This window comes from Lysinibacillus sp. FSL M8-0355 (assembly GCF_038008985.1).
Taxonomy (GTDB): domain Bacteria; phylum Bacillota; class Bacilli; order Bacillales_A; family Planococcaceae; genus Lysinibacillus; species Lysinibacillus fusiformis_D.
This window is the reverse complement of the sequence record NZ_JBBPAI010000001.1, coordinates 3,103,208-3,128,095: the sequence shown is the minus strand read 5'-3', so window position 1 is coordinate 3,128,095 and position 24,888 is coordinate 3,103,208. Positions and strand designations below refer to the sequence as shown.

Here is a 24,888-nt window from a genome sequence, read left to right as displayed (position 1 = left end):
GAGGGCAGACAGTGGCACAAATCAAAGTATTATTAATTGAGGATGATCCAATGGTGCGAGAGGTAAATCGTCAATTTATTGAAAAGGTAGAACATTTTCAAGTGATTGGACAGGCATCTAATGGCTTAGAGGGCATTACACAAATTCGTCATCATCAGCCTGATTTAGTCTTTATGGATATTTTTATGCCCGAGCAAGATGGTATTACGAGTTTACGCAAAATACGCGAGCTGGATTTACCAGTGGATGTCATCACTGTAACGGCTGCGAATGATATGGAGACGGTGAAACAGGTACTGCATCTAGGTGTCTTTGATTATATTATGAAGCCATTTTCATTTGAACGAGTCAAAGGGACACTTGACAATTATTTACGCTTTAAGAAGCAAACACAAATAGAACGAGAGCTTACACAGGGAGAATTGGATCAGTTATTTCATTATCGTGATGAAAAAAATAACATAGAGCCATCACATACACTACAATCAGAGAAAAATCTTCCAAAAGGTTTTAATCGTACAACACTCGAAAAGGTGGTGCACTTTTTACAATCGGTAGATGGTGCATCGGCTGAAGAGGTAGCAAGTGGAATAGGAATTGCTCGTGTAACGGCCAGAAGATATTTGGATTATTTAGAGAAGCAAGAGGAAATTACAATGGATGTCCATTATGGAGGCATTGGTCGCCCTATCAACTATTATTTTAGTAAATAGAGAAAATCCTGATTGTCATCATGGCAACCAGGATTTTTTAGCTGTTAATTAATAAGGCAAAATTTTATCAACAGGTGTTGGTGTTTTAATTTTCGGCAGGATTTTATTTAATGTTACCGTACGCTTAATCTCGTGTGTAGAAGGGTCATTTTCATCAAATTGATCAAGGAAGGAAATAACCTCTTTTACAATCGGTGTTGGCGTAGAAGCACCTGCTGTGACAGCTACAATGTTAATGCCTTTTAACCATTCTACTTTTAGCTCTGAAACGTCAGCAATTCGATAGGATGGTGTTCCTGCAATTTCTACAGAGACTTGTGTTAAACGGTTGGAGTTATTTGATTTAGGATCACCTACAACAATTAGTAAATCCGCTTCTCCTGCTTGCTGAGCAACAGCTTCTTGACGAACCTGTGTAGCTAAACAAATCTCTTTGTGTACCTCTATATGTGGGAACTTTTCTTTTAAACTATCCATTAAATGGGCGACATCCCATTGACTCATTGTCGTTTGATTTGTGACAAGTAATTTATCGTTCGTTAATTGTAACGCATCAATATCAATAGAGGACTGCACTAAGTGGACATGATCCGGAGCAACGCCAATGGCACCCTCTGGCTCGGGATGTCCTTTTTTACCAATGTAAATAATATCATAGCCTTCTGCAGATTTTTCGCGAATTAAATCGTGAGTAACTGTTACATCAGGACATGTAGCATCAATGGACACTAAGCCTTTTCGCTTCGCAATTTCACGAATTTCTGGTGAAACACCGTGTGCTGTGAAAATGACCGTACCTGTTTCAACTTGCTCAATAATTTCTTGGCGGTTTTCACCATCTAACGTGATGATACCATCCTCTTCAAACGCGTCTGTGACATGTTTATTATGCACAATCATCCCTAAGATGTAGATAGGTCTTGGTAATGTTTTATCAAGTGCGGCATTACGTGCGATCACCATCGCATCGACAACACCGTAGCAATAGCCACGTGGATTAATTTTCAATACTTGCATGGTTGTGACTCCTTTCAAGCTTACCTATCTACATTATAACGGACAGGGACGGTGAATACAAAGAAACGTTCATTTACATAGGTGGTTGGAAAATACGTGGTTTGGATGGAAGTGGTTCAGCTGGCGTAAATGATGCACTTTGCCTAGATGATCGTCTACTTCCAGTAGCGGCCTTACTATCACTACCTGCTGCTTCAGCGCCAGCTCCAGCGGAAGGAAGTCCTTGGAATCCTTTGTACAATTTTAAAAGAGATGGAATATTTTTCACCATCGGCATGGCTTGTTGGATATAAGGGGTATAGGTTTTAGCCGTATTGAATAAACTGTTGGCTTGCTGTAAAAACGAACCGACTTTCGAAGCTTCTTGCACAGGTGGCATCGGCATTTGCCCTCCAAAGGAACCTATTCCATTAGCCATTGGAAAGCCGCCTGGAATTCGTGGTGGAACAGGGAAGCCTCCAGGCGGAAAAAAGGACTGTGGCGACATCTGTGAAGGTGTTGGCATGGGCATGGGCATTCTCATGCCACCCGGATACATAGGGTATGGATAAGGTTGTCGAAATACCATAATGATCTCCTTTCTACTTGTTTTTCATTGATGACATACCTGACTATAGCTATGATATGCAAAGGCTAATGGTAGGGTGCGATATCGATAAATAAAACAACATTGCCAACCGATTCTTATATAAAAAATTAACCGAAACGACATACTCCTTTTTGCTTGTGAGCGTAGTATATGTAGATAAAAAAATTGTGCTACTAACAATGAAGCAACTTAGATAACGAAAAAACGCCGAGTGTCCACTTCTCGACGTTTTTCAATCTTCTATATTAAGCTTGAGAATTCACAAGAATTTTAATGTGATTGCGTTCCTTCATTAATGCCTCAAAGCCTTCTGTCACCACTTCATCAAGTGCAATGCGTTTTGTGACAAGCTTGTCCGCAGGGAAGTAACCTTGTGTCATGAGCTCCATTACTGCTGGGAAAATATCACGGTACGCGATAATTCCTTTGACTGAACGCTCTGATAGAACAAGATTGTTTGGTTGAATAGATGCAGTAGACTCCCAAATAGATACGATGATTGTTTCGCCTTCAAAAGTTGTGGAATCAATGGCTTGTTGTAATACCACTGGAACACCTGTTACTTCAAAGGCAACGTCTACGCCGCCGTTTGTTAATTCATGTAGACGAGCTACTGCATCTTCGTCTTTAGGGTTAATTACGGCTGTTGCACCAAGTTCTAAAGCTTTTGCGGCACGCTCTGCTGAAAGCTCTACAGCGTATATTTCTGCTGCGCCTGCTGCACGTAATGCTTCGATCACAAGAAGCCCGATTGGACCTGTTCCAAATACAGCTGCTTTGTCGCCAGCTTTCAATTTACTTTGACGTACTGCATGTAAGGCAACTGCTGCTGGCTCTACAAGTGCCCCTTGTTCATAAGAAAGACCTTCTGGCATTTTGTGAACCATTTTTTCATCTACCATTGTATATTCAGAGAATCCTCCGCCACCGCCTGATAAACCGTGGAAACCTAGGTGTTTACAAATATTGTATTTCCCTTTTTTACACGCTGCACATTCACCACATGCAAGGATCGGTTCAACAACGACAGGATCTCCCACTTTAACGGATGTTACACCATCGCCAATTTCTACGACTTCTCCTGAGAATTCATGTCCCATAACAATTGGTGCGATATCTTTACTTACATAGTGAGGTTGCTCCACTGGAATAAAGATTGGCCCAGCTGCGTATTCATGTAAATCACTACCACAAATGCCTGTCCAATGTACTTTAATCTTTACTTTTCCAGGTGTGATGACTGGTTCTTCAATGTTTTCTACACGGATGTCTTTAGCTTTATACCATCTTGCTGCTTTCATAATCTATCAACCTCCTATAATATCTTACAGCACCATCATAACATGTGGGAAATATGCTAATCATTAGTTCACTATAAATTGACATAAAAATTACATATTACTAGCGTTTTCGAACATTGTTACAGCGCTTTTTTGATTGCATATTCTGCGTATTTCAAGTACCTTTGATAAGGGCTTTGTTACGGTGATTATAAAACACTAAAATTATGTTTATGCTTGTAAGAAATAGGACGTAAATATACCTTAAAGTTCGAATCATGGTACAATGAAAAAGATGTTAGGAGGAACGAATGATGTCAAAATATACTGATTATAATTTTCAGCCATTTTTGCAGGACGCCATTGCAAAACTTGGCTTTACAGAACCGACACCAATTCAAAAAGAAATTATTCCACTTTTATTAAAAGGGAAGAGTGCCATTGGACAGGCACATACGGGAACAGGGAAAACACATAGTTTTTTAATTCCAATTGTTCAACGTATTGATGCAGAAAAACAGGAAGTACAGGCCGTTATTACTTCCCCTACACGAGAGCTGGCACAGCAAATTTTTGATGCTTTAAATCAATTAATAGAAGGAACTGCTATTCAAGCGAAACTATTTATTGGGGGTACGGACAAACAACGCTCCATTGATAAATTAAAAACACAACCTCAAATTGTTGTTGGAACACCTGGACGTATTCGTGATCTTGTTTCAGCACAAGCGTTATTTGTGCATACGGCACCAATGTTAGTTGTCGATGAAGCAGATTTAGCTTTCGATATGGGCTTCATAGAAGAGATTGATGGATTTGCTTCACAGATGCCAGAAAAGCTTGAAATGTATGTTTTTTCTGCAACGATTCCAGAAAAACTTCAGCCATTTTTAAAGAAATATATGGAAGCTCCAGTGCACATCCATATGAATGATAAACGACCAGTGGCAGAAGGTATCGATTTTGTACTTGTGCCAGTGCGCTCAAAATCTCGTAACAAACGTTTATTAGAAGTCATTGAAGGTATCAATCCGTTTTTAGCCGTTATTTTTACTAACACACGTAAAACGGCAGAGCATGTTGCTGGTTATTTAAATGAGCATGGCATCCGTTGTGGCCAAATTCATGGTGATTTAAGTCCACGTGATCGTAAAAAGATGATGAAGCAAATTCGTGAACTCGACTATCAATACATTGTTGCTACTGATTTAGCGGCACGTGGTATTGATATTCAAGGAATTTCTCATGTTATTAACTATGAAATTCCAGAGGACTTGGAATTCTTCATTCACCGAGTTGGACGTACAGCACGTGCAGGCAATAAAGGAACAGCCATTACTTTATTTGAACCGTCTGATGAGGATGCAGTAGTTCGTGTCGAAAAAATGGGCATTCCATTTGTGCAAAAAGACGTAAAAGATGGCGAATGGTCTGAGTTAAAAGAACGTCACGCACGTAAAAATCGCGTGAAGCAAGAGAATGAAATCGATGTGAAAGCGAAAGCGTTAGTGCGTAAGCCTAAAAAAGTTAAACCTGGCTATAAACGTAATATGAAATGGGAAATGGAAAAAATTAAAAAACGTGAACGTCGCTTAAAAGCACGAGGTAAAAAATAAGGGGGCTTTTACATGTTACTTGGCTCACATGTTTCGATGAGTGGGAAAGAAATGCTGCTTGGCTCTAGTAAAGAGGCACTATCTTACGGTGCTAATACATTTATGATTTATACAGGAGCTCCGCAAAATACGCGTCGTAAAGCCATTGCGGATTTAAACATTATGAATGGTCTCCTGCATATGAAAGAGCACGGCATGACGAATATTGTTGTGCATGCACCTTATATTATTAATATCGGCAACACAGAAAAACCAGAAACATTCCGCCTTGGGGTTGATTTTCTACAATCTGAAATTGAACGTACAGCGGCACTGGAAGCAACGCAAATTGTTTTGCATCCTGGTGCTCACGTCGGTGCTGGTGCTGACGCTGGGATTGCGAAAATTATTGAAGGCTTAAATGAGGTATTAACACAAGACTATCCCGTTCAAATTGCTTTAGAAACAATGGCAGGGAAAGGGACAGAATGTGGACGCTCCTTTGAAGAGCTTGCGAAAATTATAGATGGCGTCACTCATAACGAACGTCTTTCTGTCTGCTTTGATACTTGTCATACACATGATGCTGGCTATAATATTGTGGAAGATTTTGATGGTGTATTAAACGAATTTGATAAAATTATCGGTGTGGATCGCATTAAAGTCTTGCATATTAATGATTCAAAAAATGTGCGAGGTGCTGGTAAAGACCGTCACGAAAATATTGGCTTTGGTCATATTGGCTTTGATGCCCTAAACTATGTGGTGCACCATCCGCAATTGATGAATGTTCCTAAAATTTTAGAAACACCATTTGTGCCGCTAAATAGTGATGGAAAATCTAAGGTAGCTCCGTATAAAGTTGAAATTGAAATGCTACGAAGTGGTACATTTAAGCCTGAGCATATTGAAGCGTTAAAAGGCTAATACCCGATATGGAGCAAGATAAAGAAGCCCGAAATCAGTATAGTACACTGATTTCGGGCTTCTTTTTACTTTGTAAACAATGCGATGAGTTGACGAGAGCGCTTTCTTCCTAAAACCGCCTCAACTTCTACTAGAATGTCCTTTGGAATGCCTAAAAAAAGCCAAGAAAATGAGAATTGCTCCAAATAAGGTCGAAGTTTTTTGACTTCCGAAGTCGTAATGTTAAAGCCTTCTTCACGAGCAATCGCGACAATTTCCTTATCTGTGCTTTGTGACAATTGCTGTAAAAATTGAATACTCAAAGTCAATCCTCCTTTATCGCGTTTTATTTTCATGACATCATGTACACACGCGCAATCAGCCCATTCGAAAAAGCATCTGTCTTCTTTTCTTTACAAAAACTGCACTTTCCTTTATACTTACAATTTGTAAATCGTAATGATTTTGAATTAGAAAGAAGCGATCATGCATGAAAACAACACTTATTGATATTGAAAATGTGTCATTTCAATATGACTATACACACGTTTTAAAAAACATCTCTTTTCGTGTAGAAGAGGGTGATTTTTTAGCACTTCTCGGTCCGAATGGTTCTGGGAAATCAACGCTATTAAAAATCATTTTAGGTTTATTAAAGCCTTTGTCTGGAGAAATAAAATTATTTGGTGAACCAAGTGCAACCTTCAAGCATCGTGAATGGATTGGCTATGTTTCTCAAAAATCTAATGCCTTTAATTCCGGATTCCCAGCAACTGTGCAAGAGGTCGTGAAAAGTGGATTAACGAAAAAAATAGGGCTCTTTAAAAGACCAGGGCGAGATGCTAAAGGGAAAGTTCAAGCAGCTTTAAAAGCAGTTGGCATGGATGCTTTTATGCATCGTAACATTGGCGAGCTATCTGGTGGACAACAACAACGCGTCTTTATTGCAAGAGCTTTAGTTAGTGATCCAAAACTACTCATTTTAGATGAGCCAACTGTCGGCATTGATCATGAGAATGTGCAGTCATTTTATGATATGCTGGCGAAATTGAATCGGGAACAAGGAATTACCATGATTCTTGTCACACACGATGTCGATACGGTATCGAATCGCATTAGCCATGTGGCATGTTTAAATCAAACCATTCACTTCCACGGCTATAAAAATGACTTTGATAATATCTCCCAGGATGCGCTAGACGCTTGGTATGGTCATTCCGTGAGAAAGATTCATTAGAAGGAGTAGGCACCATGATTGAAGCAATTTTAAACTATGAATTTTTACAAAATGCCTTTTTCTCTGGATTATTAATTGGCATTCTTGCTCCATTATTAGGTGTGTTTATTGTTGTACGAAGGTTATCCTTAATTGCGGACGCTTTGTCACATGTAACACTTGCAGGAATTGCGGGGAGCTTATATATCAGTCAGTCTGTAACAGCCTTAGCCATGCTCAATCCTATTTATCTAGGAATACTAGCCTCTGTTAGTGGCTCTATTTTAATTGAGCGTCTAAGACGTTTGTATAAACACTATGAGGAGCTTGCCATTCCTATCATTATGTCAGGTGGTATCGGCATAAGTGCCATCTTCATCTCACTGGCTAGTGGCTTTAGCACAGATTTAATGAGCTATTTATTTGGCTCGGTATCTGCAGTGTCACGCCAAGACTTATGGGTTGTAATCGGAATTGCAGCTGTTGTCATTGTCTTTTTGTTTTTATTTTTTAAAGAATTATTTGTTTTATCTTTCGATGAGGAATATGCAAAAGCTAGTGGACTGCCGGCACGTTGGGTTCATCTTTTATTTATGATTGTGACAGCACTTGTCATTGCAGCAAGTATGCGCATAGTAGGGATTTTACTTGTGTCATCATTAATGACGTTACCTGTTGCAGCTGCAATGCGCTTGGCAAAAGGCTTTAAGCAAACGATCATCTATGCTATCCTCTTTGGAGAAACGGCTGTCTTAATTGGTCTAATTAGTGCCTTTTATATGGATTTAGCGCCGGGTGGTACGATTGTTGTCACTTCGATTTTGATTTTGTTACTGGTAATCCTAGGAAAGAAAGTAGCATTTAAAATGGCTGCAAAGCAGGGGGAGGTAGCACAATGAATGTTTCAAGAGCGTGGGAAATATTAAAAGAAAATGGCTATAAAAAAACAGATAAACGGGAGTTACTATTAGATATGTTTGCTGCAACAGATAAATATCTGACGGCCCGCGATTTATTGGACGTTTTAAAAAAGGATTTTCCAGGAATGAGTTTTGATACTATTTATCGCAACCTTGCTACTTTTGTGAAGCTGGGGATTTTAGAAGAAACGGAGCTATCAGGAGAACGTAACTTCCGTATGCACTGTGAATCTGCCCATCATCACCATCATTTCATCTGTATGGACTGTGGCAACGTCAAAGAGCTGAATCTTTGCCCAATGGAAATGCTAGGAGAAAAATTGCCTGACTATGAAATTGAAAATCATAAGTTCGAAATATATGGCAAATGTCCAGATTGTAAGCATGAAACGCTGTCAAATTAAAAGACGACAGCGTTTTTTCTATGTAGAAAGAGGGTAGCACCTATATAGGGCTACCCTCTTAACTTATTAAGCTACTGCTACTCTACGGATCGCAACAATTTTATTACAATCTACAATTAAAGGAGAAGCAGGTGCTGCACCTGGCTCAAGGAAGTATGCACAGCAAGTTCGTGGATCGAAGGAAATGAAAGTCACACCTAAGAAGCTAATACCTCCAGATAAGAAGATATCTAGTGTAGTAGCAAGCTCTAATTTTCTTAATTGTTGACAAATACAACTTCTACAGTTACTGCTCATTCTTGGTGTACATTTTTCCTCTTTTTGACAAGGACATTTCTCAACTTTACGTTGACAGCATTTTTCCACCTTTTTAGGACATTTACAGCCTTGCCAGTTCATCTGTGTCGTATATCGTTTATCTTCCATCGTCTAGACCTCCCTTCCTCTAGTTTCGTAAGGGTAACCCTTACACTAATAATCTATGTTTGGTGCATAACTAGAGGCTGGCGATATGTCCGATAGGCAGCTTAAAAATCTATATTTTTCTCAAAATCTTTTGCATTGTGTAAAGCCCTAAGCTGAAAAATTGCTATAAATATCTAATTCAAATGATTTGTAGGGGGATAGATTTGCATGATTTTTTTAAACAAAAAACGACGAGTCATTACAGAAACGTAATTCGTCGTCGTTTAGTATAAGTCTATTGATGTTTTTGTTGGAACGCTACCATGAAATCTCGTAAAGCCTCACAAGCCTCAAGAGGCACTGCATTGTAAGTGGAAGCACGACAGCCACCTACAGATCGATGCCCGTTTAGCCCTACAAAGCCTGCTGCCTTCGCCTCTGCAAGGAATTGCTTTTCAAGCTCCTCATCTGCAACACGGAATGTAATGTTCATTAAAGAACGGCTATCTGAAGCCGCATGACCTTTGTAGAAGCCATTACTATTGTCAATGGCATCATAAATCACTTTGGCCTTTAATTCATTGTGTTTTTCAATTGCAGCTACGCCACCTTTAGCTTCTACCCACTTTAATACCTCTCCTAACATATAGATACCAAATGTGGGTGGCGTATTATAAAGTGAATTACTATCAGCGTGTGTTGTGTATTTCAGCATTGTTGGGATATTTTTATTGGCTTTCTCAAGCAGATCTTTGCGAATAATGACGACCGTTACCCCTGATGGACCAAGGTTTTTTTGAGCGCCTGCATAGATGATTCCGAATTTTTCAATATCCACTGGTTTTGACAGAATATCACTAGACATATCGGCAATTAATGGAACATTTCCTGTGTCAGGATAATTACTCCATTGTGTACCGTAGATCGTATTATTCGATGTGATGTGTACATAGGCATCATCTTCATTGAATTGAATGTCTGCTAAAGCAGGAATATTGCGGTATTGGTTTTCTTTTGTGCTTGCAGCTTCAACAGGTGTACCAAACAATTTCGCTTCCTTAAAAGCTTTTTCAGACCATGAGCCTGATAATACATAGCTAGCTTTTTGCTCAGTTGTTAAGAAGTTCATAGGAATCATTGTAAATTGAAGACTTGCGCCACCTTGTAAAAATAGCACCTCATAGTTTTCTGGAATGGCATAAAGTTTTTTTAATAAAGCAATGGCTTCGTTATGTACTTCGTCGAAAATGGCACTACGGTGACTCATTTCCATAATGGACATACCTGAATCACGGAAGTTTACTAATTGCTCTTGAGCTTTTTCTAATACTTCTTGTGGTAGTGCAGATGGACCTGCGTTGAAATTGTATGCACGTTGTGTCAAAGTGGTACACTCCTTGTTTGGTTAATAACAGAACTTTACTGGATTATACCCCAATTTTCAAGAGAAAAAATAAAATTCTTAATATTTGAGCAGAATAGCGACAGACTCGCAACAAAATGGTCACATTTAAGTCTGTTTTGAAGGTTAAATACGAATAAAAAGAAGTTTTGGTCACATAAATAAGTTATGTATTTCGTGATTTATACATATTGTTATGATTTAATTCATGCAATGTTCGTGTTTAAAGTTATATGAATTATTCTACTATTATAGATAAAATGTATAAAAAGCACCAAAACAAGCAAAATCGATTGCAGTACTCTCTATTTTTGAAGAAAGGAACTTCTTACTTTACGACAGGTAAAGCAAGATTTTGTATAATCATAAGAGAGAATAGAAAAAAGAGGTGTTCAAAATGTTTACAGTAGAGAAAGCTTGTTTAGTGGTTGTGGACGTACAAGGAAAGTTAGCGACAATTGTGGATGACAGTGAAGCGATGATTGACAATGTAGCAAAGTTGGTACAAGCCATGCAAGCACTTGAAGTACCTATTTTATGGCTCGAACAAAATCCAAGTCGCTTAGGTGGAACAGCACTGGATATAGCCCAGCATTTACAAGGGCAACCCATTGCTAAAATGGCTTTTAGTGCTTGCCAGGAAGAGGCATTTGTGGAGGCGATGAAAGAAAGCGGACGTTCACAATTTATTGTCACGGGTATCGAAACACATATATGTGTGTACCAAACGGCGAGACAATTGAAGGAACAAGGATTTGAAGTGGAAGTTGTGGTAGATGCTGTGTCTTCTCGAACAAAGGCAAATAAAGAAATCGGGCTAACTAAGATGAATGCACTTGGTATTTATCCAACGAGCACAGAGATGATTTTATACGAGCTGTTACAACGTGCAGACCATGAACATTTTAAAACAATTTTACAGTTAGTGAAGTAAAAGGAAGTTAAAATTGAAACAATTGGTCTGGAACATGCAATCTTTGTAATAATAATTTTTACTTTTAATAATAATGTACAAAAATATAATGATTTTATATAAATATGGTAGGTGTTCGATGGGTCTATAGACCTTTTTCGGACATCTTTTTTTTATGGAAACAGATACGTGTAGGACACTACTCTTATAAAAGCTTCGCCATTCTAATTATTGTATACTATAATAAAAAGGCGGGATTTCATTATAGGGAAATAACGATTAATGAGGATGATGACAATGCGTAAAAATAATAAATGGTTGCTGTTTATAGGTAGTGTTGTTCTTTTTTTGATTAGTTGTACGGCCAAAGAAATGACTGTTCAAAAAGAACCTCTTTCACCAACGGAACAGTTTGTTATTCAAGATTTACTAAATGATAAAGGGTTGTTAAGCACAGATTTAACAAACCAAAAGGATTTATTTTTATCAGAATCAGTAGGGTTATGGCTTGCGTACCTATTAGAAAAAGACGATCAAGCTCGTTTCAATGACCAGGTGAATGTCATGAAATCCTATTTTTTAACAAATGATATGATTGTCTGGAGAATAGAGGGCTCAAAAAAAGCTACGGTAAACGCCCTGATTGATGATTTACGAATCATTCGTGTTTTACTGGAAGCAGGTGAAAAATGGCATGATTCGTCTTACATACAATTGGGTAAAAACATGGGAGATCAGTTAGTTCAATATGGGATGAATCAAAATCTATTTGTCGATTATGTGGATGTTTATACTCATGATAAAGCCCAGACACTAACAATTAGCTATATTATGCCTTCTGCTTTCAAAGAAATGGAAAAATATGATGTGTTATCACAACAACAAGTTCAGCATCAGTTAGCAATTTTGCAAGATGCGCCACTCACTGAGGCAGGGTTTTTTCCAAAATATTATGATATTCCTTCTAAGAGCTATGTGTTTGATGAGGAACTACACATGATTGATCAATTGTATACGGCTTATCATCTGGCTTCAATGAATGGAGATACAGCCGCATTTAAAAACTGGCTGTTAAACCTTCTAAAAAGAGACGATAAATTGTATGGTCGATACAATGCACAAACAAATGAATCAACAGTTAGCTATGAATCACCAGCCGTTTATGCAATGGCAGCTCGCTATATGATTGCCTTAAACGAGAAGCAATTAGCACAACAGTTCATCGAAAAAATGTCAGCTTTGAAAGACCCTACAACAGGCTATGTTGATAAAAAAACGCAGTCAACGCATAGTTTTGATAATTTACTACCACTATTAGCAGAAAGGGAGGTAGAAAATGCGTACAACAATGACTAAAAATAGAGCGATTTTGGTATATGGGACCATTCTTATTTTACTCTTGCAAATACCTGCTTATTTTTTATTGCGACAGGATGTTGAAGGCTTATTACTATACATGTTTTTAATGCTCTTACTTGTTCTCACCCTTTGGAGAGGGACGGTATTTGGGCTTATCAGTAGCCTTGTCTTTATTTTTATTACAGGATCAACACTTCTCTATACAGGAATATCTGGATCCATGACATTTTTAAATTCTACCTTCTCTATGCAGATATTTTTCATATATGGCATCCTATTGCTGCTACTCATTCTTTGTGCTGGTAAGATGCATGAATTAATGAAAGAACAGGAAAACTATTTAAAAAAGTTGCAAGAAGATGTTAGAAAATATGTAGCGATTGATGTTGAAACTGGATTTGATAATGAGGCACGTATGTATATTAGTGTCAATGAGGAAATGCGACGAGCGGATCGACATAAGCATACCTTTGTTTTTATGGTGTTGAAGATTGAAAATTATCGCAAGTTCCAACAACTTTATGGAGCGAAAGAAGTCCAACATTTATGGCAACAGCTCTCTCAAAGGATTCAACAAACTGTTAGGCAGACAGATAAAAAATTTCGATTTCGTGAAGACCATATCGGCTTACTGCTAATTGATACGACGGATGAGCATATGGAAGTTATTTATGACAAATTGGACCAGGCTTTAAAAAATCACCAATTGTTAAATGAAAAATGGGTGACGCTCCGTTATAAAACAAGCTTTTTTACCTATCATCCACTGAAGGAATCAACATTTGATGAATTACTAGAAGAACTGGAAAGAGAGATGAAAACAAGTGCGCTCTAACTATCGTTTATGGTTCGCCATTGGCATGCTTTGTTTTTATACTTTCATCAACCAAGAGTTGGTCTTTGCAGCCGATTCTGATAAGGACGTAGCTTTGATCTATGTCACAAGTAACCAACAGCCAAATGAGGATGTAATCGCATTGCAAGCCATATTGCAGAGTTACACATCAGTAGATGTTGTTTCGATAGAAGATATCAACAAACAAAAGCTGCAACCATACAAACGCGTCGTTGTAATGAACGCCTACCCAACAAAACTTCCTCCACAAGCACTGTCTGCACTGAATCAATTCAAAGGGTTCGTACTGTTGATAGGTGACAATGCGCTTCAATTTGCACCCTTTTCCAAATGGCAGGAAGGTCCAGTAGTGGAACTTAGAGCGATAGGAGAAGAAAGTTTACACAGCCCTGTGCGGTGGAACAGTTTACTACCAACCGATGATTCAAAAATAATCCAGAGGGCTTTATCAGTAAACCAATCCTATCCTTTTATCATCAGCAAGGACAAATGGTCATTTATTGGAGAATTCATCAATAAAGATACATGGTCCTATCAATGGCCTGCTATCATAGGCGAGCTTTTACAATTACCCAAGCCACAGGTACATCCTGGCTATATCGTGTTAACAGATATTAATATGAAAACAGATGTGCAAAAGTTAAAAGAGGTAGTGACGGGATTTTCTGAAAAAAAAATACCCATTGCTCTTGAAGTCACACCCATTTTCATGGATGAGCATGAAAAAAAATCCTATCACTTGCACGACAATAAAAAATTATTAAGTTATTTGCAACAATTGCAAAAGGAAAATTATCCATTTATTCTTTCATCATCCACCACTATTCCAATTGAAAGAAGTCTTGATTATTTAGTACTTCGTAAAATTTATCCTACAGTCATCAATGGTGATAGCCCCTTATTTAAAGGGAGTATACAACAAGGAAATCAACAACTATATCTATCGAAAAGTGACAATCGCATCATTTACCCGATAACGGTTGGGTCTATTGCCAATACGGACAATCTTCCTCTATATCCTGTCCAACAGGAAATAGATCGATTATTAAAAGTGCCTAGCTCCATCATTGGTATTCAATATCCAGCCTATTTAAATGCTTCCTACGTAGAGGGTCTTGTAGCTTATTTAAGGGAACATCCACAAATCGAATTTTTCGATTTCCGTCATACGAAACAGCAAGTAACGTCAGAGAACGTTTCGATCGTGCAGGATGAAAAGGGTAAACAAACCATTCACTTATCGTTTTCGAAATTAGAACGATTAAAAATTTCATTTGATGAACGACCATTTGAGTTAATATTATGGGCGCTCGTTTTCATTGTTTCCCTGTTTGTTACATTATTTTTTATAAGTACCTTACGTTTACGTATCACATTACGTAAGAGATTATTTGAGGAGAGGAAAACAAATGGCTAATACATTATTTTTTATTTCACTTTTCCTCATTTGGATCATGTTACTCTATCATATGTTTTTAATGGAGGGTGGTTATTTACACTTTCGTACATTTGAAAAACCGATTGATGAATGGGCTAAAAAAATGGACAAAGTTCCTTCTGTTAGTGTCTTTATCCCTGCTCACAATGAAGCGCTCGTGATTGACCAGACACTAAGGGCCATGTCTCGTTTATATTATCCTAAAGATCAACTAGAGGTGATTGTCATTAATGATAATTCCTCTGATGAAACAGGTGCGATTGCAGAGCAATACGCTAAGAAATTTCCATTTATTCGTGTGATTGAAACAGTAGAGCCGAACAAGGGGAAAGGGAAATCCTCTGCGTTAAATTCGGCACTTGCTGATTCAACAGGCGATATCGTAGTGGTCTATGATGCTGATAATACTCCTGAACGGATGGCAGTTTGGTATTTAGTGATGGGATTAATAAATGATCCGAAAGCAGCTGCTACTGTAGGGAAGTTTCGTGTTATCAACGCAGCGGAAACGTGGTTGACACGCTTTATTAATATTGAAACGATATGTTTCCAATGGATGGCTCAGGGAGGGCGTTGGAAATGGTTTAAGGTGGCTACCATACCTGGCACTAATTTTGCTATCCGGCGCACTGTTTTAGAGCAATTAGGTGGTTGGGATGTAAAAGCATTAGCAGAAGATACAGAGCTGACCATTCGTGTTTATAATTTAGGCTACCACATTCGCTTTTTCCCAAAGGCTATTACATGGGAGCAAGAGCCAGAAACATTAAAAGTATGGTGGAAGCAACGCACAAGGTGGGCAAGGGGCAATCAATATGTAGTGCTAAAGTTCTTGAGTCAATTTTTTACCTTAAAAAGAAAAAGTATTATGTTTGATTTATTTTACTTCTTCTTTACGTATTTCTTATTTTTCTTTGGCGTTATATTATCCAATACTTTGTTTATCATTAATTTATTTTATGATATTGGTTTGACCGTTGGCGATATTGCCCTTGTTTTATGGGTATTAGCCTTTTTACTTTTCCTAGGTGAAGTTATGATTACTTTAAGTATTGAAAAAACAGAAATGAATCGAAAAAATTTCTTCTATGTCATACTTATGTATTTTACCTATTCGCAAATGTGGATCGTGCTAGTCGTTTGGTCATTACTATTAGAAATAAAACGCATGTTTACAGGGCAGGAAGTTCAATGGTATAAAACAGAGCGTTTTTCCAAGCAATCAGATAAAGGAGCAGAATAATGAGAACCAAATTCTTCTATTCATTGTTATTTTGTATTGGTTTTTTATGTTTTGCTAACGATGCAGTTGCGGCAACCATTACCGTGGATGACAACATAATTGCAATAGAAGGCAATCAACAGCAGAAAAAGCCGTTATTAGCACAGCCAATCGAATTACAGGGGCCTTCTTCGTCCAGAGATTTTTACTACAATTTAACTGAGGATGTTCCCTCAAATAATCAACAAGTGACATTTCAAATTCAGCATTCAGAACTACTGATAGCACCGTCCTCCTTCACGGTGAAAGTGGATGATGTAGCACTTAAAACAGTGCCATTGAGAGCCGATTTATTAAAACAAACTGTTACGGTCAATCTTCCAAAAGAAGCACTGTTACAAGGCTCACATAAAATAACAGCTAGTTTTTATGGCATTCTGAAAGAAGGAATTTGCGTCGCTCCAGGCAATGCAGGGAATTGGTTACGCATCGAAATATTATCATCTATTTCAGCATTCAGCGAGGAAAGTCAGGCAGGGTCCTTAACAAGTTATCCTGCTGCATTTTTAGGTTATGAGGGCTATGTCACGACGGTTGTTTTACCGAAGCAGGCCTCTGAAGCCACATTAAACAGTGGCTATCAGCTTGCTGCTTTTTTATCCGAACATGGTGATATAGATGTACAGATTAAACGAGAAGATGCTGTTAGTAAAGCGTCAGGTCCAATCATTATCGTCGGGGCGAAAACCGAATTTAGTACAAGCCTATTGAAAAAAATAGTAAACAACATAAGTGTTACGGATGATGCAATGACACTGACAATGCAGGAACTTTTGAATACAGACTCTAATCGAAAAGTTCAACTTTTAGTGGTAACCTCTTCGAATGCTCAAGCGATACAGGATCGACTATCATTTTTAACCGAAGCAAGACTATTCGAGCAATTAATCGGTAATACAGTAGCGATTAAAGATGTACCGACAGTGGAACAGACATCCGACACAACGATTCCATTCCAGCAATTTGGCTTTGAGGACCGACTTTTATCTAGTCAAGTCACAATGACACCTCATTATTATGTTTCCTTGCCGCAACTAGAGGCAAATAAAGAAGCGACGATGCGATTGATCTTAAAAAAATCTGCTACTATACCGAGCAGTAAAGAGGACGAGGATCGAAAATTAGAATTGATTGCTTATATTAATAATGTGCCACATGCTGTAGATTTACGAAAATTAGAACAAACAACATCAGATATGTACGAGGCGATCATACCGATCCAAACCAACGTGCTTAACAAGCAATCAATGACAGATCTTCAATTTGAGGTAACGGGCTTCCAACTTGAAGATCCGTGTGAAACAACTAATGAGCGATACTGGCTGTATATTGATAGTGACAGCACATTGTCCATTGTAAAAGATACAGCAGAGCCAACCTTTACATTACGTGATTTCCCCAATGCCTTTCATGAAAATACGTTAATGGTCATCCCTAGTAACGAAAATATGGATGATACAAAAATGGTGTCGCTTTATAAAGCATTAATGATGAATGGAAAAATGGCGCAAATCACACTGATGAAGGACAAAAATGTCACAAAGGAAAAGTTACAAAAGCATGCAGTTATTTTTACGGGAGATATGGAGCATCTGACATGGCTGTCACAACATGCTACCACGATTCCGCATACAACTAAGCAGTTCATCAAACAAGGATTTTTACCTGAGGCTATTGGTCAATATGCATTTATAACAAAAAATTTCTGGCAGGTTAATGAGCCTTTACTATGGATTCATTCATTTGGAGATACTCCCATAACGGGAGACTTTTATAGCCATTTAAAAGAGACGGATTCACAGATAGCTGCTGCGATTGAAACAAAAGAAGGACAATTTGTAGTGGCAGTGAATCAGCATGCTAATAACGGCGTTATAAACGTAGATAAAAAAGGTGAGATCTCCTATGTCTTAATTGCGGAATTTGTGGGGCTGATTATTGTCATCGCAGTAATTCTATATATCATTCTTCGCAAAAGGAAGAAAAATCAATTGAAAAAATAAAAGCAAAGTCGCGTGCGACTTTGCTTTTTTATGCAGGCATATCAGTTGGTGTTGGCTTTGCATAGCCTTCTTTATAAGTATCATCAATGACCTGACGAATTTCTTTTAGGCTTTTTCCTTCTTTATGCATTTGTGCGGACTGTACAGCAATCTCTAAGCATACTAAACAACGTGTTCCATGATCATCCCAGACGATGGATCCGTCTTCTCGTTTGTCCTGAATAAAGCAGTTTAAATTACTTTTATGGCCTACTGATTCGCCACAACCGCAATAGCATGGCATCCATTCTAGAACCTCTGTCGATTGTCCTGCAAGCTGATAGACTAAACGAATATTTTCCTGTTTATCGTCTAAAAAGGATGGCAGGACATCAGCCGAAGCGGTTTCTTCCTGTATATCACCTGAAGCTTGTGTATGTCCTTCATGTGAAGCGTCATTAGCTTCATGGTTCGATTCAACACTGTTTTTATCTTTACCACATGCACTTAATAATAATAACGCCAATACAACAAAAATAGAAATCGTTTTCTTCAAAAATAGCGCCTCCTACATGTTTACAATACTTCCATTATAACATCGTTTCCGTAAACATTTACAGGCAGTCTATTTGAAAATCAATGAAATATATCTAATCCACGTGTTTTGTTCATGAAATGTTCCATTTTCTCGCTCAATAATTTCTTTAAGAAAAAGCCGAACAGGATAAAAATGAACCAGAAACCTGCTAAGAAGAGGAGATCCACCCAAACTGTGGACCAAATTATCCCTCCTACAGCTTCACGCATTAATTCTATAGCATACGTAAAAGGTAAAAATGGATTGATTATTTGGAAAAACCTTGGTAATAATTCGACAGGATATGTCCCACCAGACCCTGCAATTTGTAGCACAAGCATCACGATAGCTAATGCTTTCCCTACATTTCCAAAGACGGATACGAGTGTATACACAACGGTTATAAATACGAGACTAATGAAAAGACCAAATAAGATAAAGTAAACGGGTGCTTGAATAGAGCCGTCTACTAAAAATGTATCGCCGATGGTAATAATCAATGTTTGGATAAAAGAAAAAGTTCCAAATGTTAAAAGTCGACCAAAGTATATATCACGAATACTGTAAGATGAATTGCCATGAAGATTCACAGATAATAATGAAATTAACAGTAAACAACCTACCCAAATAGATAGCACAGTGTAAAACGGTGTCATAGCTGTTCCATAATTTGCAATAGGGAATAAGCGATGCTCCTGCAGTTTAATAGGTTCCTCAAAGAAATCGCGTTCAGCATTGACGTCATTTTTCAGTAATTGCACAATCTCTGCAATATCGGCTTCCTCTTCTAGTGTCCGCAGTTTAGTCGCTAATTCCTTAATTTTTGAGCTTAAAGTCGGAAATTCCGTTTGTATTTTTTGAATAGCATTATTAGCCGTTCCTAGTGTATTTTTAGCCTGTGACAATTTAGCTGTTGCTTGTGGAATGAATTGCTTTACATCCGTCAGCATAGCCGAAGCATTTGTTAATGTTTGTTTAGCACTAGCTAAGGTGGATCGAATTTGTGGCTCTAGACTATCATTATAATAGGATAAAAATTTCTGCAAATTAGTCGTTGCGTTTTGTGCCATGTTTTGAATAGCGACAATATCCTGCTTGATGACTTCCTTATCAATTGGCTTTACTTGTGCCAGTTTATTTAGTACATCGTCATGTAAAGCATGTAACTGTTGTAATGCGCTAAGAGCGTTTGTCGTGGAATCAATGAAGCTTGGTTGATGCTGTAAGGCTTCACGGATCGTTGTAAGCTGTTCAATGAGTGACTGATTCTCTTCGGCATTATTTTCCTGTAAAGAATTGATAATAGTTGTCAAAGACTTCTCTAATTGCTGTCGTGTTAAGGCATCAGCTTGAATTAATTTTTGCAAAGCTTCAAGCGTTTGAATACTATTAGTGATGTTATCTTTGGCGGTTGTCAATTGCTGTTGCAATGCTTCCTTCGTTTGAGCAAAGGAGGATGGATCTAAGTCGATATTATTGAGCTTATTTATGATATCTGAAAAGTGTTGTGCGATAGTTTGGACAGTGGCTACATCTTGTTTGATAACAGGTGACAGCTCATTAAACAGAACATCCGCTTCATTCACTAAATGTAAACCCTTCTGAATGGTCGTTAAACCATCTGTTGTAAGTTGTTCTACTTGAGGTATTTGTGTAAGTGCTTGATTCAGTAATTGATTTGCATCCTGCCCTTGCGTAGAGGCTTGAGTCAAAAATGAATTGATATCAGGTAAATGCTGTTCGATTGTAAAGACATAGTTTTCAAATTTGCGAAAATCAGGAATGTCACGCTCCATTTCAACGCCAATTGTATTAAAAATGGAAAAAAGAGTGCCATTGACAGTCGACACAAATTCATTCGAAACTTGCTGTGTAAGGACACTTGCACCTTTACTTGTAATTTTAGGGGCAATAGGATTCTTTTTTTCATTTACATAATAATCGATATGAGCTTTCGTTGGTTGATCGGTTAGAATGGAAGTTAGCTTTTCGGAAAAATCATGGGGGATGACAATGGCAGCGAAGTATTCGCCATTTTTTAATTGTGCCAGCGCTTGTTTCTCCGTCTCTAGCTCCCATGTAAAGCTATTATTAGTACGTAAATTCTCTATGACCTCTTTTCCAACATTGATGGCATCATCTCTAACAGTAGTTCCCTTATCTTCATTGACTATTGCGATCTTCATATTAGCTGTGTGGGCGTACGGGTCCATGGAAGCATAAATATTCAACCATGCGTAAAGAGAAGGCAGGAAAATAAGTCCACCTATAATGACAGCTACGACCCAATTGGTAACAATATTTCGGATATCCTTTGTATAAATTTGAAAAACATGCTGGAACGAGTTTTTCATCTAAATCACCCCACATTTCAAAATTTGCATGATCTCTCATTATGTATGTTCCCAAATATACTTAAAATTATGTTATAAATGTGAAATATCTTCATTTAAAGGCAAATTAGTTTACTAGGTTTTCAAAACACTTTATAATCAAACGCGAATACACTAAAATTAGGCTTTTAGTGTAAAAAAGGAGGTCACTATTTTAGTGAAAAAATTATTAATTATTGGCTCAGTGATTGTTGTATTATTTGCAGCAATTATTGTGCTTACCAATGTCTCAAACAAGAGTAAATTAGAAAGCGCAAACAACCCTTACGGCGATAAAAAGCTAAAACAAGAAACAATCGATCAATTAGACGATAAAAACTATCAAAACATTATGTTACCAGATGAACTAGAAGCTAAAATTGAAGCTGGTGAAGCGGTTAATGCTTACTTCTTCAGTCCAATTTGTGTTCACTGCCAAGCATTTACACCAGTATTAATGCCAGTTGCCGATGAGCTAGGTGTTGATGTTGCACAATTGAATGTCTATGAATATGAAGATTTATGGAATAAGTATAATATTGAAGCAACACCGACATTTATTCATTTCGAAGGTGGTAAAGAAGTAAATCGCTTTGTAGGAGCTCTTAAAGAAGAGGATTTACGTACTTTTTTAAATACCGTCGTGTTAAAGAAATAGAGAAGTAGAGACTGTATCAAAATAACTTTTGATACAGTCTCATGTTGTTGAAAAAGATGATGTTAATAGCAGAACAAGACTTTTTAACAAGGTAAGAGGTTGATTTCCGTTCCGCCAGCGTCCTTTCCAGGGGGCGTCCGATGAGCCGCTTCACTCACTGCGTTCGCTCCAGGGTCTCCTCTATGACGCTAAATTCCCTAGGAGTGACGCTGGCTCCACTCCAATCAACCTTTCTGCAAAAGTGTCTTTTCCTGAACAAAATAGACCATTATTTATATTATAAGAGAGGATAGCCTCTTATTTTCAATGTGGAGAAGTGATGTGTGACAACACCCCTCCATAAAAGAGTAGTGAATGCCTTCACTTGAACCTTTGCTAAAAAGTTAACATTTTTATTTTATGGGGTGGAAGGCTACTTGAGTCCCGTGGGATAGCGAGACAGGCGAGCCTCTAAACGGAGCGGTAGCAGAGGAAGCGGCTCGGCGCTCGCCCACAGGAAAGCAAGTAGCCTACAACAGAAATCCTTTTTTACCTTTCACAAAAATGCTATTATGGATGGTTTTCTTTTCCACATTAAGAGACTGTATCAAAATAACTTTTGATACAGTCTCTTTTGGTTTTTGTAGTGTATACTAAAAATACTGAAAAGTTGTACACTGGAGGAATCGACAATGTCAATGGATGATTATTTTTATAACGGTGAACTGATGAAATGCTATGAATTGGCGAAGCAGGTGACAAGCGAAGAAGAAAAAGCACGGGCACAAAAATACATGGCTTTATTCGAACAATATGATCTTGATCGCTACCCAAAGCCTACAGCACATGGGGAAGTACAGCATGCAGAAAGAGCTGATGAAAGCTACCCTGAATCGGATTTGGTGGTGGAAATACGTGCAATAGAAGAGGAAGAGGCATTTGCCAAGCGTATTCAGCAATTAGAGGAAGCTGCGAAAACAGGCACACCATCCGATAAGGCTCAATCCTTTTTTACACAAGGGGAGCTGTTTTTATTTGCTCACCACTACAATGAGAGTGTTCACTGCTTTCAACAAGCAGTAAAGGAAAACCCAAATAAGGCTGTCTACTGGGGGATTACGGGGCAGACAATGCATCGCTTTGGTTGGATGCCTTTTGATGCACTTGGTTATTTAGAGCAAGCGATTCAACTAGATCCTATAAATCCTCGTTGGAAATGGAATAAAGCACTAGTCCTTATTCAATTGGCGAAGGATTTACAAATGGCTCCATTTATGGCGAATGCCGCACTCGCTTTGGAGGATGCACTAGCCTCTTGCGGAGAACAGCAACGATCATTGAAAGATGCCATTCAAAATACAATGGATACTATGGATAGCTATGTGTTCTCTTAATTTATGTAGGATGTCTCCAACTGTAAATGGAGGCATCTTTTTTCGGCTGAGAGAGGTTCGTTGCCATATTCCACAATCATGGTATGATAAGAAAGAAAATGATTTGTAGATATAAAGGACGGATTTTTTTATGGCACAAGAAGTGGCAAATAAATTTATTGAAAACGTATGTAATCATTTAGTTCGCAATATGAATATAACGAAGGTGGAAGAGCATTTTAAAGAAACCATTGCCGTGCAGCGACAATCAGCCGCATCCACTAAGGACTTTTGGGATATGCTGATGGTCAATATGCTCTTTTTTACTGAGAATGAACAGGCTTGGGAGCAACAATTTTTAAAAATGCTTCATGCAAAAAATTGGCTAAAGCCTGCAGCGCTGGAGGAAGAGTTATTAATGCACCAGATGCGAATTCGTCAGCAAGTAGCAGAGCAAATGGAGGCAGCGAAGGAATTATTCCATAAGCAGTATGAGACGGAAAACATGACAGAGGAAGCCATCATTTATGACTATGCATATAGCTCAGCCGGTCATTCAATGCGGATGGATTTATTAACTGTTTTTGTATCAACGCCAGAGCAATCAAAAGTACTTTTTGATGCAGACCCAGAAGAAACAATTCGTATTGTAAATGGGTATATTGCTTATTATACAGATGGTTTGATTAATAAAACAAAATTATGCTAACTTTGTTACGAAGTTTTACGTGAAAGGAATTTAATTGAATGAATACACCATTTACTTTTAAACATACACAACCAACTGAAATGGATTCTACGAAAAAATATCCTGCTATTTTTTTATTGCATGGTATGGGTAGTCATGAAGAGGACTTACCACAATTAGTGCAAGATTTTCAAGAGCAATGTCATATATTTAGCTTACGAGGGCCGATTACACAGAATCCTGGCTATGCTTTTTTCACGATTCAAGAGGTGGGACAACCAGATCGCGCAATTTTTGATAAAGTATTAGTGGCGCTTCAACGTTTTATATTAGAAGCGATCGATGAATATCAAATCGATCCTCATAAAGTATTCGTCTTAGGCTTTAGCCAAGGCGCCGTATTAGCACAATCACTTGCCTTTGTCATGGGGAATTTAGTGACAGGAATCGTTGCTTTAAGTGGCTATACCCCTAAATTTGTAACGGAGGAATATGCCATTCGCTCAGTAGAGCATTTACATGCTTTTATTTCTCATGGTGATTATGATTATGTCATTCCTTCTCAATGGGGCATGGAGAGTAAGGAGATTTTTGAACAATTTGGTGCAAAGGTAACCTTTAAGCAATATCCAGATGGACATGGTGTCACACCTGATAATCTTCGTGACCTTGTAGCATTTTTAGCACAGCAATTACAAGAAGATCTTCAATAAAATGACAACCGAGGCAAATAAATGTCTCGGTTTTTTTGGCTATGGAAAAAAGATCACTCATCAAATTATTTTTCTCCAATAGTGATTAGAAGAATCGAGGCAAGAAGGTTCAAATTCATGTCAGTCGGTGGTATCATAGAAGATGTTGTGAATGAGCGTGGTTGGTTAGATGAAAACATGTACTTTATGTGAACATAGAGACAGAACCAATCTAAAAGGGGTAAAATAATAATTTGATGTGCTAGATGCAA

The 24,888-nt window shown here is 38.0% G+C and carries 24 protein-coding genes; 16 read left to right on the top strand and 8 right to left on the bottom strand.

All coding sequences use genetic code 11. From position 1 onward, the window contains the following. The first annotated feature begins 11 nt into the window (after positions 1-11). Positions 12-713 (top strand): response regulator, encoded by a 702-nt coding sequence (locus tag MKY46_RS15160; protein WP_340809235.1) that lies wholly within the window; start codon positions 12-14, stop codon positions 711-713. A 48-nt stretch (positions 714-761) separates the two neighbouring features. Here MKY46_RS15160 and MKY46_RS15155 read toward each other — a convergent pair whose 3' ends face one another. From MKY46_RS15155 to MKY46_RS15145, 3 genes are all read right to left on the bottom strand, one after another. Then, on the bottom strand, positions 762-1,730 hold the full coding sequence (locus tag MKY46_RS15155) for a 4-hydroxy-3-methylbut-2-enyl diphosphate reductase (RefSeq protein WP_036120448.1): 969 nt from the start codon (positions 1,728-1,730) through the stop codon (positions 762-764). Positions 1,731-1,803: 73 nt separating this feature from the next. Beyond that, the gene (gene vrrA / locus MKY46_RS15150) at positions 1,804-2,298 is read right to left on the bottom strand and encodes a VrrA/YqfQ family protein (RefSeq protein ID WP_036120445.1); all 495 of its coding nucleotides are present in this window, start codon (positions 2,296-2,298) and stop codon (positions 1,804-1,806) included. Between the two features lie 266 nt (positions 2,299-2,564). Further along, positions 2,565-3,620, bottom strand: a complete 1,056-nt coding sequence (locus tag MKY46_RS15145) for a 2,3-butanediol dehydrogenase (protein ID WP_036120426.1) — start codon at positions 3,618-3,620, stop codon at positions 2,565-2,567. A 293-nt stretch (positions 3,621-3,913) separates the two neighbouring features. Here MKY46_RS15145 and MKY46_RS15140 point away from each other — a divergent pair, with 293 nt between their 5' ends. Both MKY46_RS15140 and MKY46_RS15135 read left to right on the top strand, forming a co-directional pair. After that, the gene (locus MKY46_RS15140; protein ID WP_036120423.1) at positions 3,914-5,215 is read left to right on the top strand and encodes a DEAD/DEAH box helicase; all 1,302 of its coding nucleotides are present in this window, start codon (positions 3,914-3,916) and stop codon (positions 5,213-5,215) included. Positions 5,216-5,227: 12 nt separating this feature from the next. Continuing rightward, the gene (locus MKY46_RS15135) at positions 5,228-6,121 is read left to right on the top strand and encodes a deoxyribonuclease IV (RefSeq protein ID WP_036120421.1); all 894 of its coding nucleotides are present in this window, start codon (positions 5,228-5,230) and stop codon (positions 6,119-6,121) included. A gap of 65 nt (positions 6,122-6,186) precedes the next feature. Here MKY46_RS15135 and MKY46_RS15130 read toward each other — a convergent pair whose 3' ends face one another. Continuing rightward, positions 6,187-6,423: an endonuclease IV gene (locus tag MKY46_RS15130; RefSeq protein WP_036120418.1), complete on the bottom strand. Its 237-nt coding sequence runs from the start codon at positions 6,421-6,423 to the stop codon at positions 6,187-6,189. A 167-nt stretch (positions 6,424-6,590) separates the two neighbouring features. Between MKY46_RS15130 and MKY46_RS15125 the strand changes: the two genes are divergently transcribed. Genes MKY46_RS15125 through MKY46_RS15115 form a run of 3 tightly spaced genes read left to right on the top strand, consistent with a single transcriptional unit; the run spans position 6,591 to position 8,640 of the window. After that, a complete protein-coding gene (locus tag MKY46_RS15125) occupies positions 6,591-7,337 on the top strand; it encodes a metal ABC transporter ATP-binding protein (protein ID WP_036120413.1) in 747 nt (248 codons plus the stop codon). Between the two features lie 14 nt (positions 7,338-7,351). Then, positions 7,352-8,215 carry a metal ABC transporter permease gene (locus MKY46_RS15120; protein WP_036120412.1) on the top strand — a complete coding sequence of 288 codons (864 nt, stop codon included), beginning with the start codon at positions 7,352-7,354 and terminating at the stop codon, positions 8,213-8,215. Next, entirely contained in the window at positions 8,212-8,640 is a 429-nt protein-coding gene (locus MKY46_RS15115) for a Fur family transcriptional regulator (RefSeq protein WP_036120410.1), read from the top strand. The genes MKY46_RS15120 and MKY46_RS15115 overlap by 4 nt, the downstream gene beginning before the upstream one ends. Before the next feature lie 66 nt (positions 8,641-8,706). On the opposite strand, the gene MKY46_RS15110 is transcribed toward MKY46_RS15115, so the two are convergent. Both MKY46_RS15110 and serC read right to left on the bottom strand, forming a co-directional pair. Further along, entirely contained in the window at positions 8,707-9,066 is a 360-nt protein-coding gene (locus MKY46_RS15110; protein WP_036120408.1) for a hypothetical protein, read from the bottom strand. Positions 9,067-9,340: 274 nt separating this feature from the next. Further along, positions 9,341-10,429, bottom strand: coding sequence for a 3-phosphoserine/phosphohydroxythreonine transaminase (gene serC / locus MKY46_RS15105; protein ID WP_036120405.1), 1,089 nt, complete (start codon positions 10,427-10,429; stop codon positions 9,341-9,343). 415 nt (positions 10,430-10,844) lie between these two features. Here serC and MKY46_RS15100 point away from each other — a divergent pair, with 415 nt between their 5' ends. The 6 genes from MKY46_RS15100 to MKY46_RS15075 all read left to right on the top strand — a co-directional run bounded on the left by MKY46_RS15100 (position 10,845) and on the right by MKY46_RS15075 (position 18,298). Next, on the top strand, positions 10,845-11,381 hold the full coding sequence (locus MKY46_RS15100) for a hydrolase (RefSeq protein WP_036120402.1): 537 nt from the start codon (positions 10,845-10,847) through the stop codon (positions 11,379-11,381). A gap of 276 nt (positions 11,382-11,657) precedes the next feature. After that, entirely contained in the window at positions 11,658-12,716 is a 1,059-nt protein-coding gene (locus MKY46_RS15095) for a glycosyl hydrolase family 8 (RefSeq protein ID WP_230593780.1), read from the top strand. Further along, positions 12,697-13,554: a diguanylate cyclase domain-containing protein gene (locus MKY46_RS15090; protein ID WP_036120398.1), complete on the top strand. Its 858-nt coding sequence runs from the start codon at positions 12,697-12,699 to the stop codon at positions 13,552-13,554. The genes MKY46_RS15095 and MKY46_RS15090 overlap by 20 nt, the downstream gene beginning before the upstream one ends. Next, positions 13,544-14,992 carry a DUF2334 domain-containing protein gene (locus MKY46_RS15085; protein ID WP_230593779.1) on the top strand — a complete coding sequence of 483 codons (1,449 nt, stop codon included), beginning with the start codon at positions 13,544-13,546 and terminating at the stop codon, positions 14,990-14,992. Before MKY46_RS15090 ends, MKY46_RS15085 begins: the two co-directional genes overlap by 11 nt. Then, entirely contained in the window at positions 14,985-16,256 is a 1,272-nt protein-coding gene (locus MKY46_RS15080) for a glycosyltransferase family 2 protein (RefSeq protein WP_036120395.1), read from the top strand. Before MKY46_RS15085 ends, MKY46_RS15080 begins: the two co-directional genes overlap by 8 nt. Beyond that, positions 16,256-18,298: a cellulose biosynthesis cyclic di-GMP-binding regulatory protein BcsB gene (locus MKY46_RS15075; RefSeq protein ID WP_036120392.1), complete on the top strand. Its 2,043-nt coding sequence runs from the start codon at positions 16,256-16,258 to the stop codon at positions 18,296-18,298. The genes MKY46_RS15080 and MKY46_RS15075 overlap by 1 nt, the downstream gene beginning before the upstream one ends. Positions 18,299-18,326: 28 nt before the next feature. Here MKY46_RS15075 and MKY46_RS15070 read toward each other — a convergent pair whose 3' ends face one another. Both MKY46_RS15070 and MKY46_RS15065 read right to left on the bottom strand, forming a co-directional pair. Then, positions 18,327-18,833, bottom strand: a complete 507-nt coding sequence (locus MKY46_RS15070; protein WP_036120389.1) for a PCYCGC motif-containing (lipo)protein — start codon at positions 18,831-18,833, stop codon at positions 18,327-18,329. Positions 18,834-18,913: 80 nt separating this feature from the next. Continuing rightward, positions 18,914-21,208, bottom strand: a complete 2,295-nt coding sequence (locus MKY46_RS15065) for a YhgE/Pip domain-containing protein (RefSeq protein WP_058844125.1) — start codon at positions 21,206-21,208, stop codon at positions 18,914-18,916. 196 nt (positions 21,209-21,404) lie between these two features. Here MKY46_RS15065 and MKY46_RS15060 point away from each other — a divergent pair, with 196 nt between their 5' ends. The 4 genes from MKY46_RS15060 (at position 21,405) to MKY46_RS15045 (ending at position 24,637) form a co-directional block, all read left to right on the top strand. Beyond that, entirely contained in the window at positions 21,405-21,884 is a 480-nt protein-coding gene (locus tag MKY46_RS15060; RefSeq protein ID WP_036120381.1) for a thioredoxin family protein, read from the top strand. Between the two features lie 671 nt (positions 21,885-22,555). After that, positions 22,556-23,257: a tetratricopeptide repeat protein gene (locus MKY46_RS15055; protein WP_036120370.1), complete on the top strand. Its 702-nt coding sequence runs from the start codon at positions 22,556-22,558 to the stop codon at positions 23,255-23,257. Between the two features lie 130 nt (positions 23,258-23,387). Continuing rightward, on the top strand, positions 23,388-23,945 hold the full coding sequence (locus MKY46_RS15050) for a hypothetical protein (protein WP_036120367.1): 558 nt from the start codon (positions 23,388-23,390) through the stop codon (positions 23,943-23,945). Between the two features lie 38 nt (positions 23,946-23,983). Next, positions 23,984-24,637 (top strand): alpha/beta hydrolase, encoded by a 654-nt coding sequence (locus MKY46_RS15045; protein WP_036120364.1) that lies wholly within the window; start codon positions 23,984-23,986, stop codon positions 24,635-24,637. Positions 24,638-24,888 lie beyond the last annotated feature (251 nt).

What these genes read in the sequence shown, in the direction of transcription:
- MKY46_RS15155 (WP_036120448.1), bottom strand. Translation starts at nt 1,730, where the DNA reads ATGCAAGTATTGAAAATTAATCCACGTGGCTATTGCTACGGTGTTGTC.
- vrrA (WP_036120445.1), bottom strand. Translation starts at nt 2,298, where the DNA reads ATGGTATTTCGACAACCTTATCCATACCCTATGTATCCGGGTGGCATG.
- MKY46_RS15145 (WP_036120426.1), bottom strand. Translation starts at nt 3,620, where the DNA reads ATGAAAGCAGCAAGATGGTATAAAGCTAAAGACATCCGTGTAGAAAAC.
- MKY46_RS15140 (WP_036120423.1), top strand. Translation starts at nt 3,914, where the DNA reads ATGTCAAAATATACTGATTATAATTTTCAGCCATTTTTGCAGGACGCC.
- MKY46_RS15135 (WP_036120421.1), top strand. Translation starts at nt 5,228, where the DNA reads ATGTTACTTGGCTCACATGTTTCGATGAGTGGGAAAGAAATGCTGCTT.
- MKY46_RS15125 (WP_036120413.1), top strand. Translation starts at nt 6,591, where the DNA reads ATGAAAACAACACTTATTGATATTGAAAATGTGTCATTTCAATATGAC.
- MKY46_RS15120 (WP_036120412.1), top strand. Translation starts at nt 7,352, where the DNA reads ATGATTGAAGCAATTTTAAACTATGAATTTTTACAAAATGCCTTTTTC.
- MKY46_RS15115 (WP_036120410.1), top strand. Translation starts at nt 8,212, where the DNA reads ATGAATGTTTCAAGAGCGTGGGAAATATTAAAAGAAAATGGCTATAAA.
- MKY46_RS15110 (WP_036120408.1), bottom strand. Translation starts at nt 9,066, where the DNA reads ATGGAAGATAAACGATATACGACACAGATGAACTGGCAAGGCTGTAAA.
- MKY46_RS15100 (WP_036120402.1), top strand. Translation starts at nt 10,845, where the DNA reads ATGTTTACAGTAGAGAAAGCTTGTTTAGTGGTTGTGGACGTACAAGGA.
- MKY46_RS15095 (WP_230593780.1), top strand. Translation starts at nt 11,658, where the DNA reads ATGCGTAAAAATAATAAATGGTTGCTGTTTATAGGTAGTGTTGTTCTT.
- MKY46_RS15090 (WP_036120398.1), top strand. Translation starts at nt 12,697, where the DNA reads ATGCGTACAACAATGACTAAAAATAGAGCGATTTTGGTATATGGGACC.
- MKY46_RS15080 (WP_036120395.1), top strand. Translation starts at nt 14,985, where the DNA reads ATGGCTAATACATTATTTTTTATTTCACTTTTCCTCATTTGGATCATG.
- MKY46_RS15075 (WP_036120392.1), top strand. Translation starts at nt 16,256, where the DNA reads ATGAGAACCAAATTCTTCTATTCATTGTTATTTTGTATTGGTTTTTTA.
- MKY46_RS15065 (WP_058844125.1), bottom strand. Translation starts at nt 21,208, where the DNA reads ATGAAAAACTCGTTCCAGCATGTTTTTCAAATTTATACAAAGGATATC.
- MKY46_RS15055 (WP_036120370.1), top strand. Translation starts at nt 22,556, where the DNA reads ATGTCAATGGATGATTATTTTTATAACGGTGAACTGATGAAATGCTAT.
- MKY46_RS15050 (WP_036120367.1), top strand. Translation starts at nt 23,388, where the DNA reads ATGGCACAAGAAGTGGCAAATAAATTTATTGAAAACGTATGTAATCAT.
- MKY46_RS15045 (WP_036120364.1), top strand. Translation starts at nt 23,984, where the DNA reads ATGAATACACCATTTACTTTTAAACATACACAACCAACTGAAATGGAT.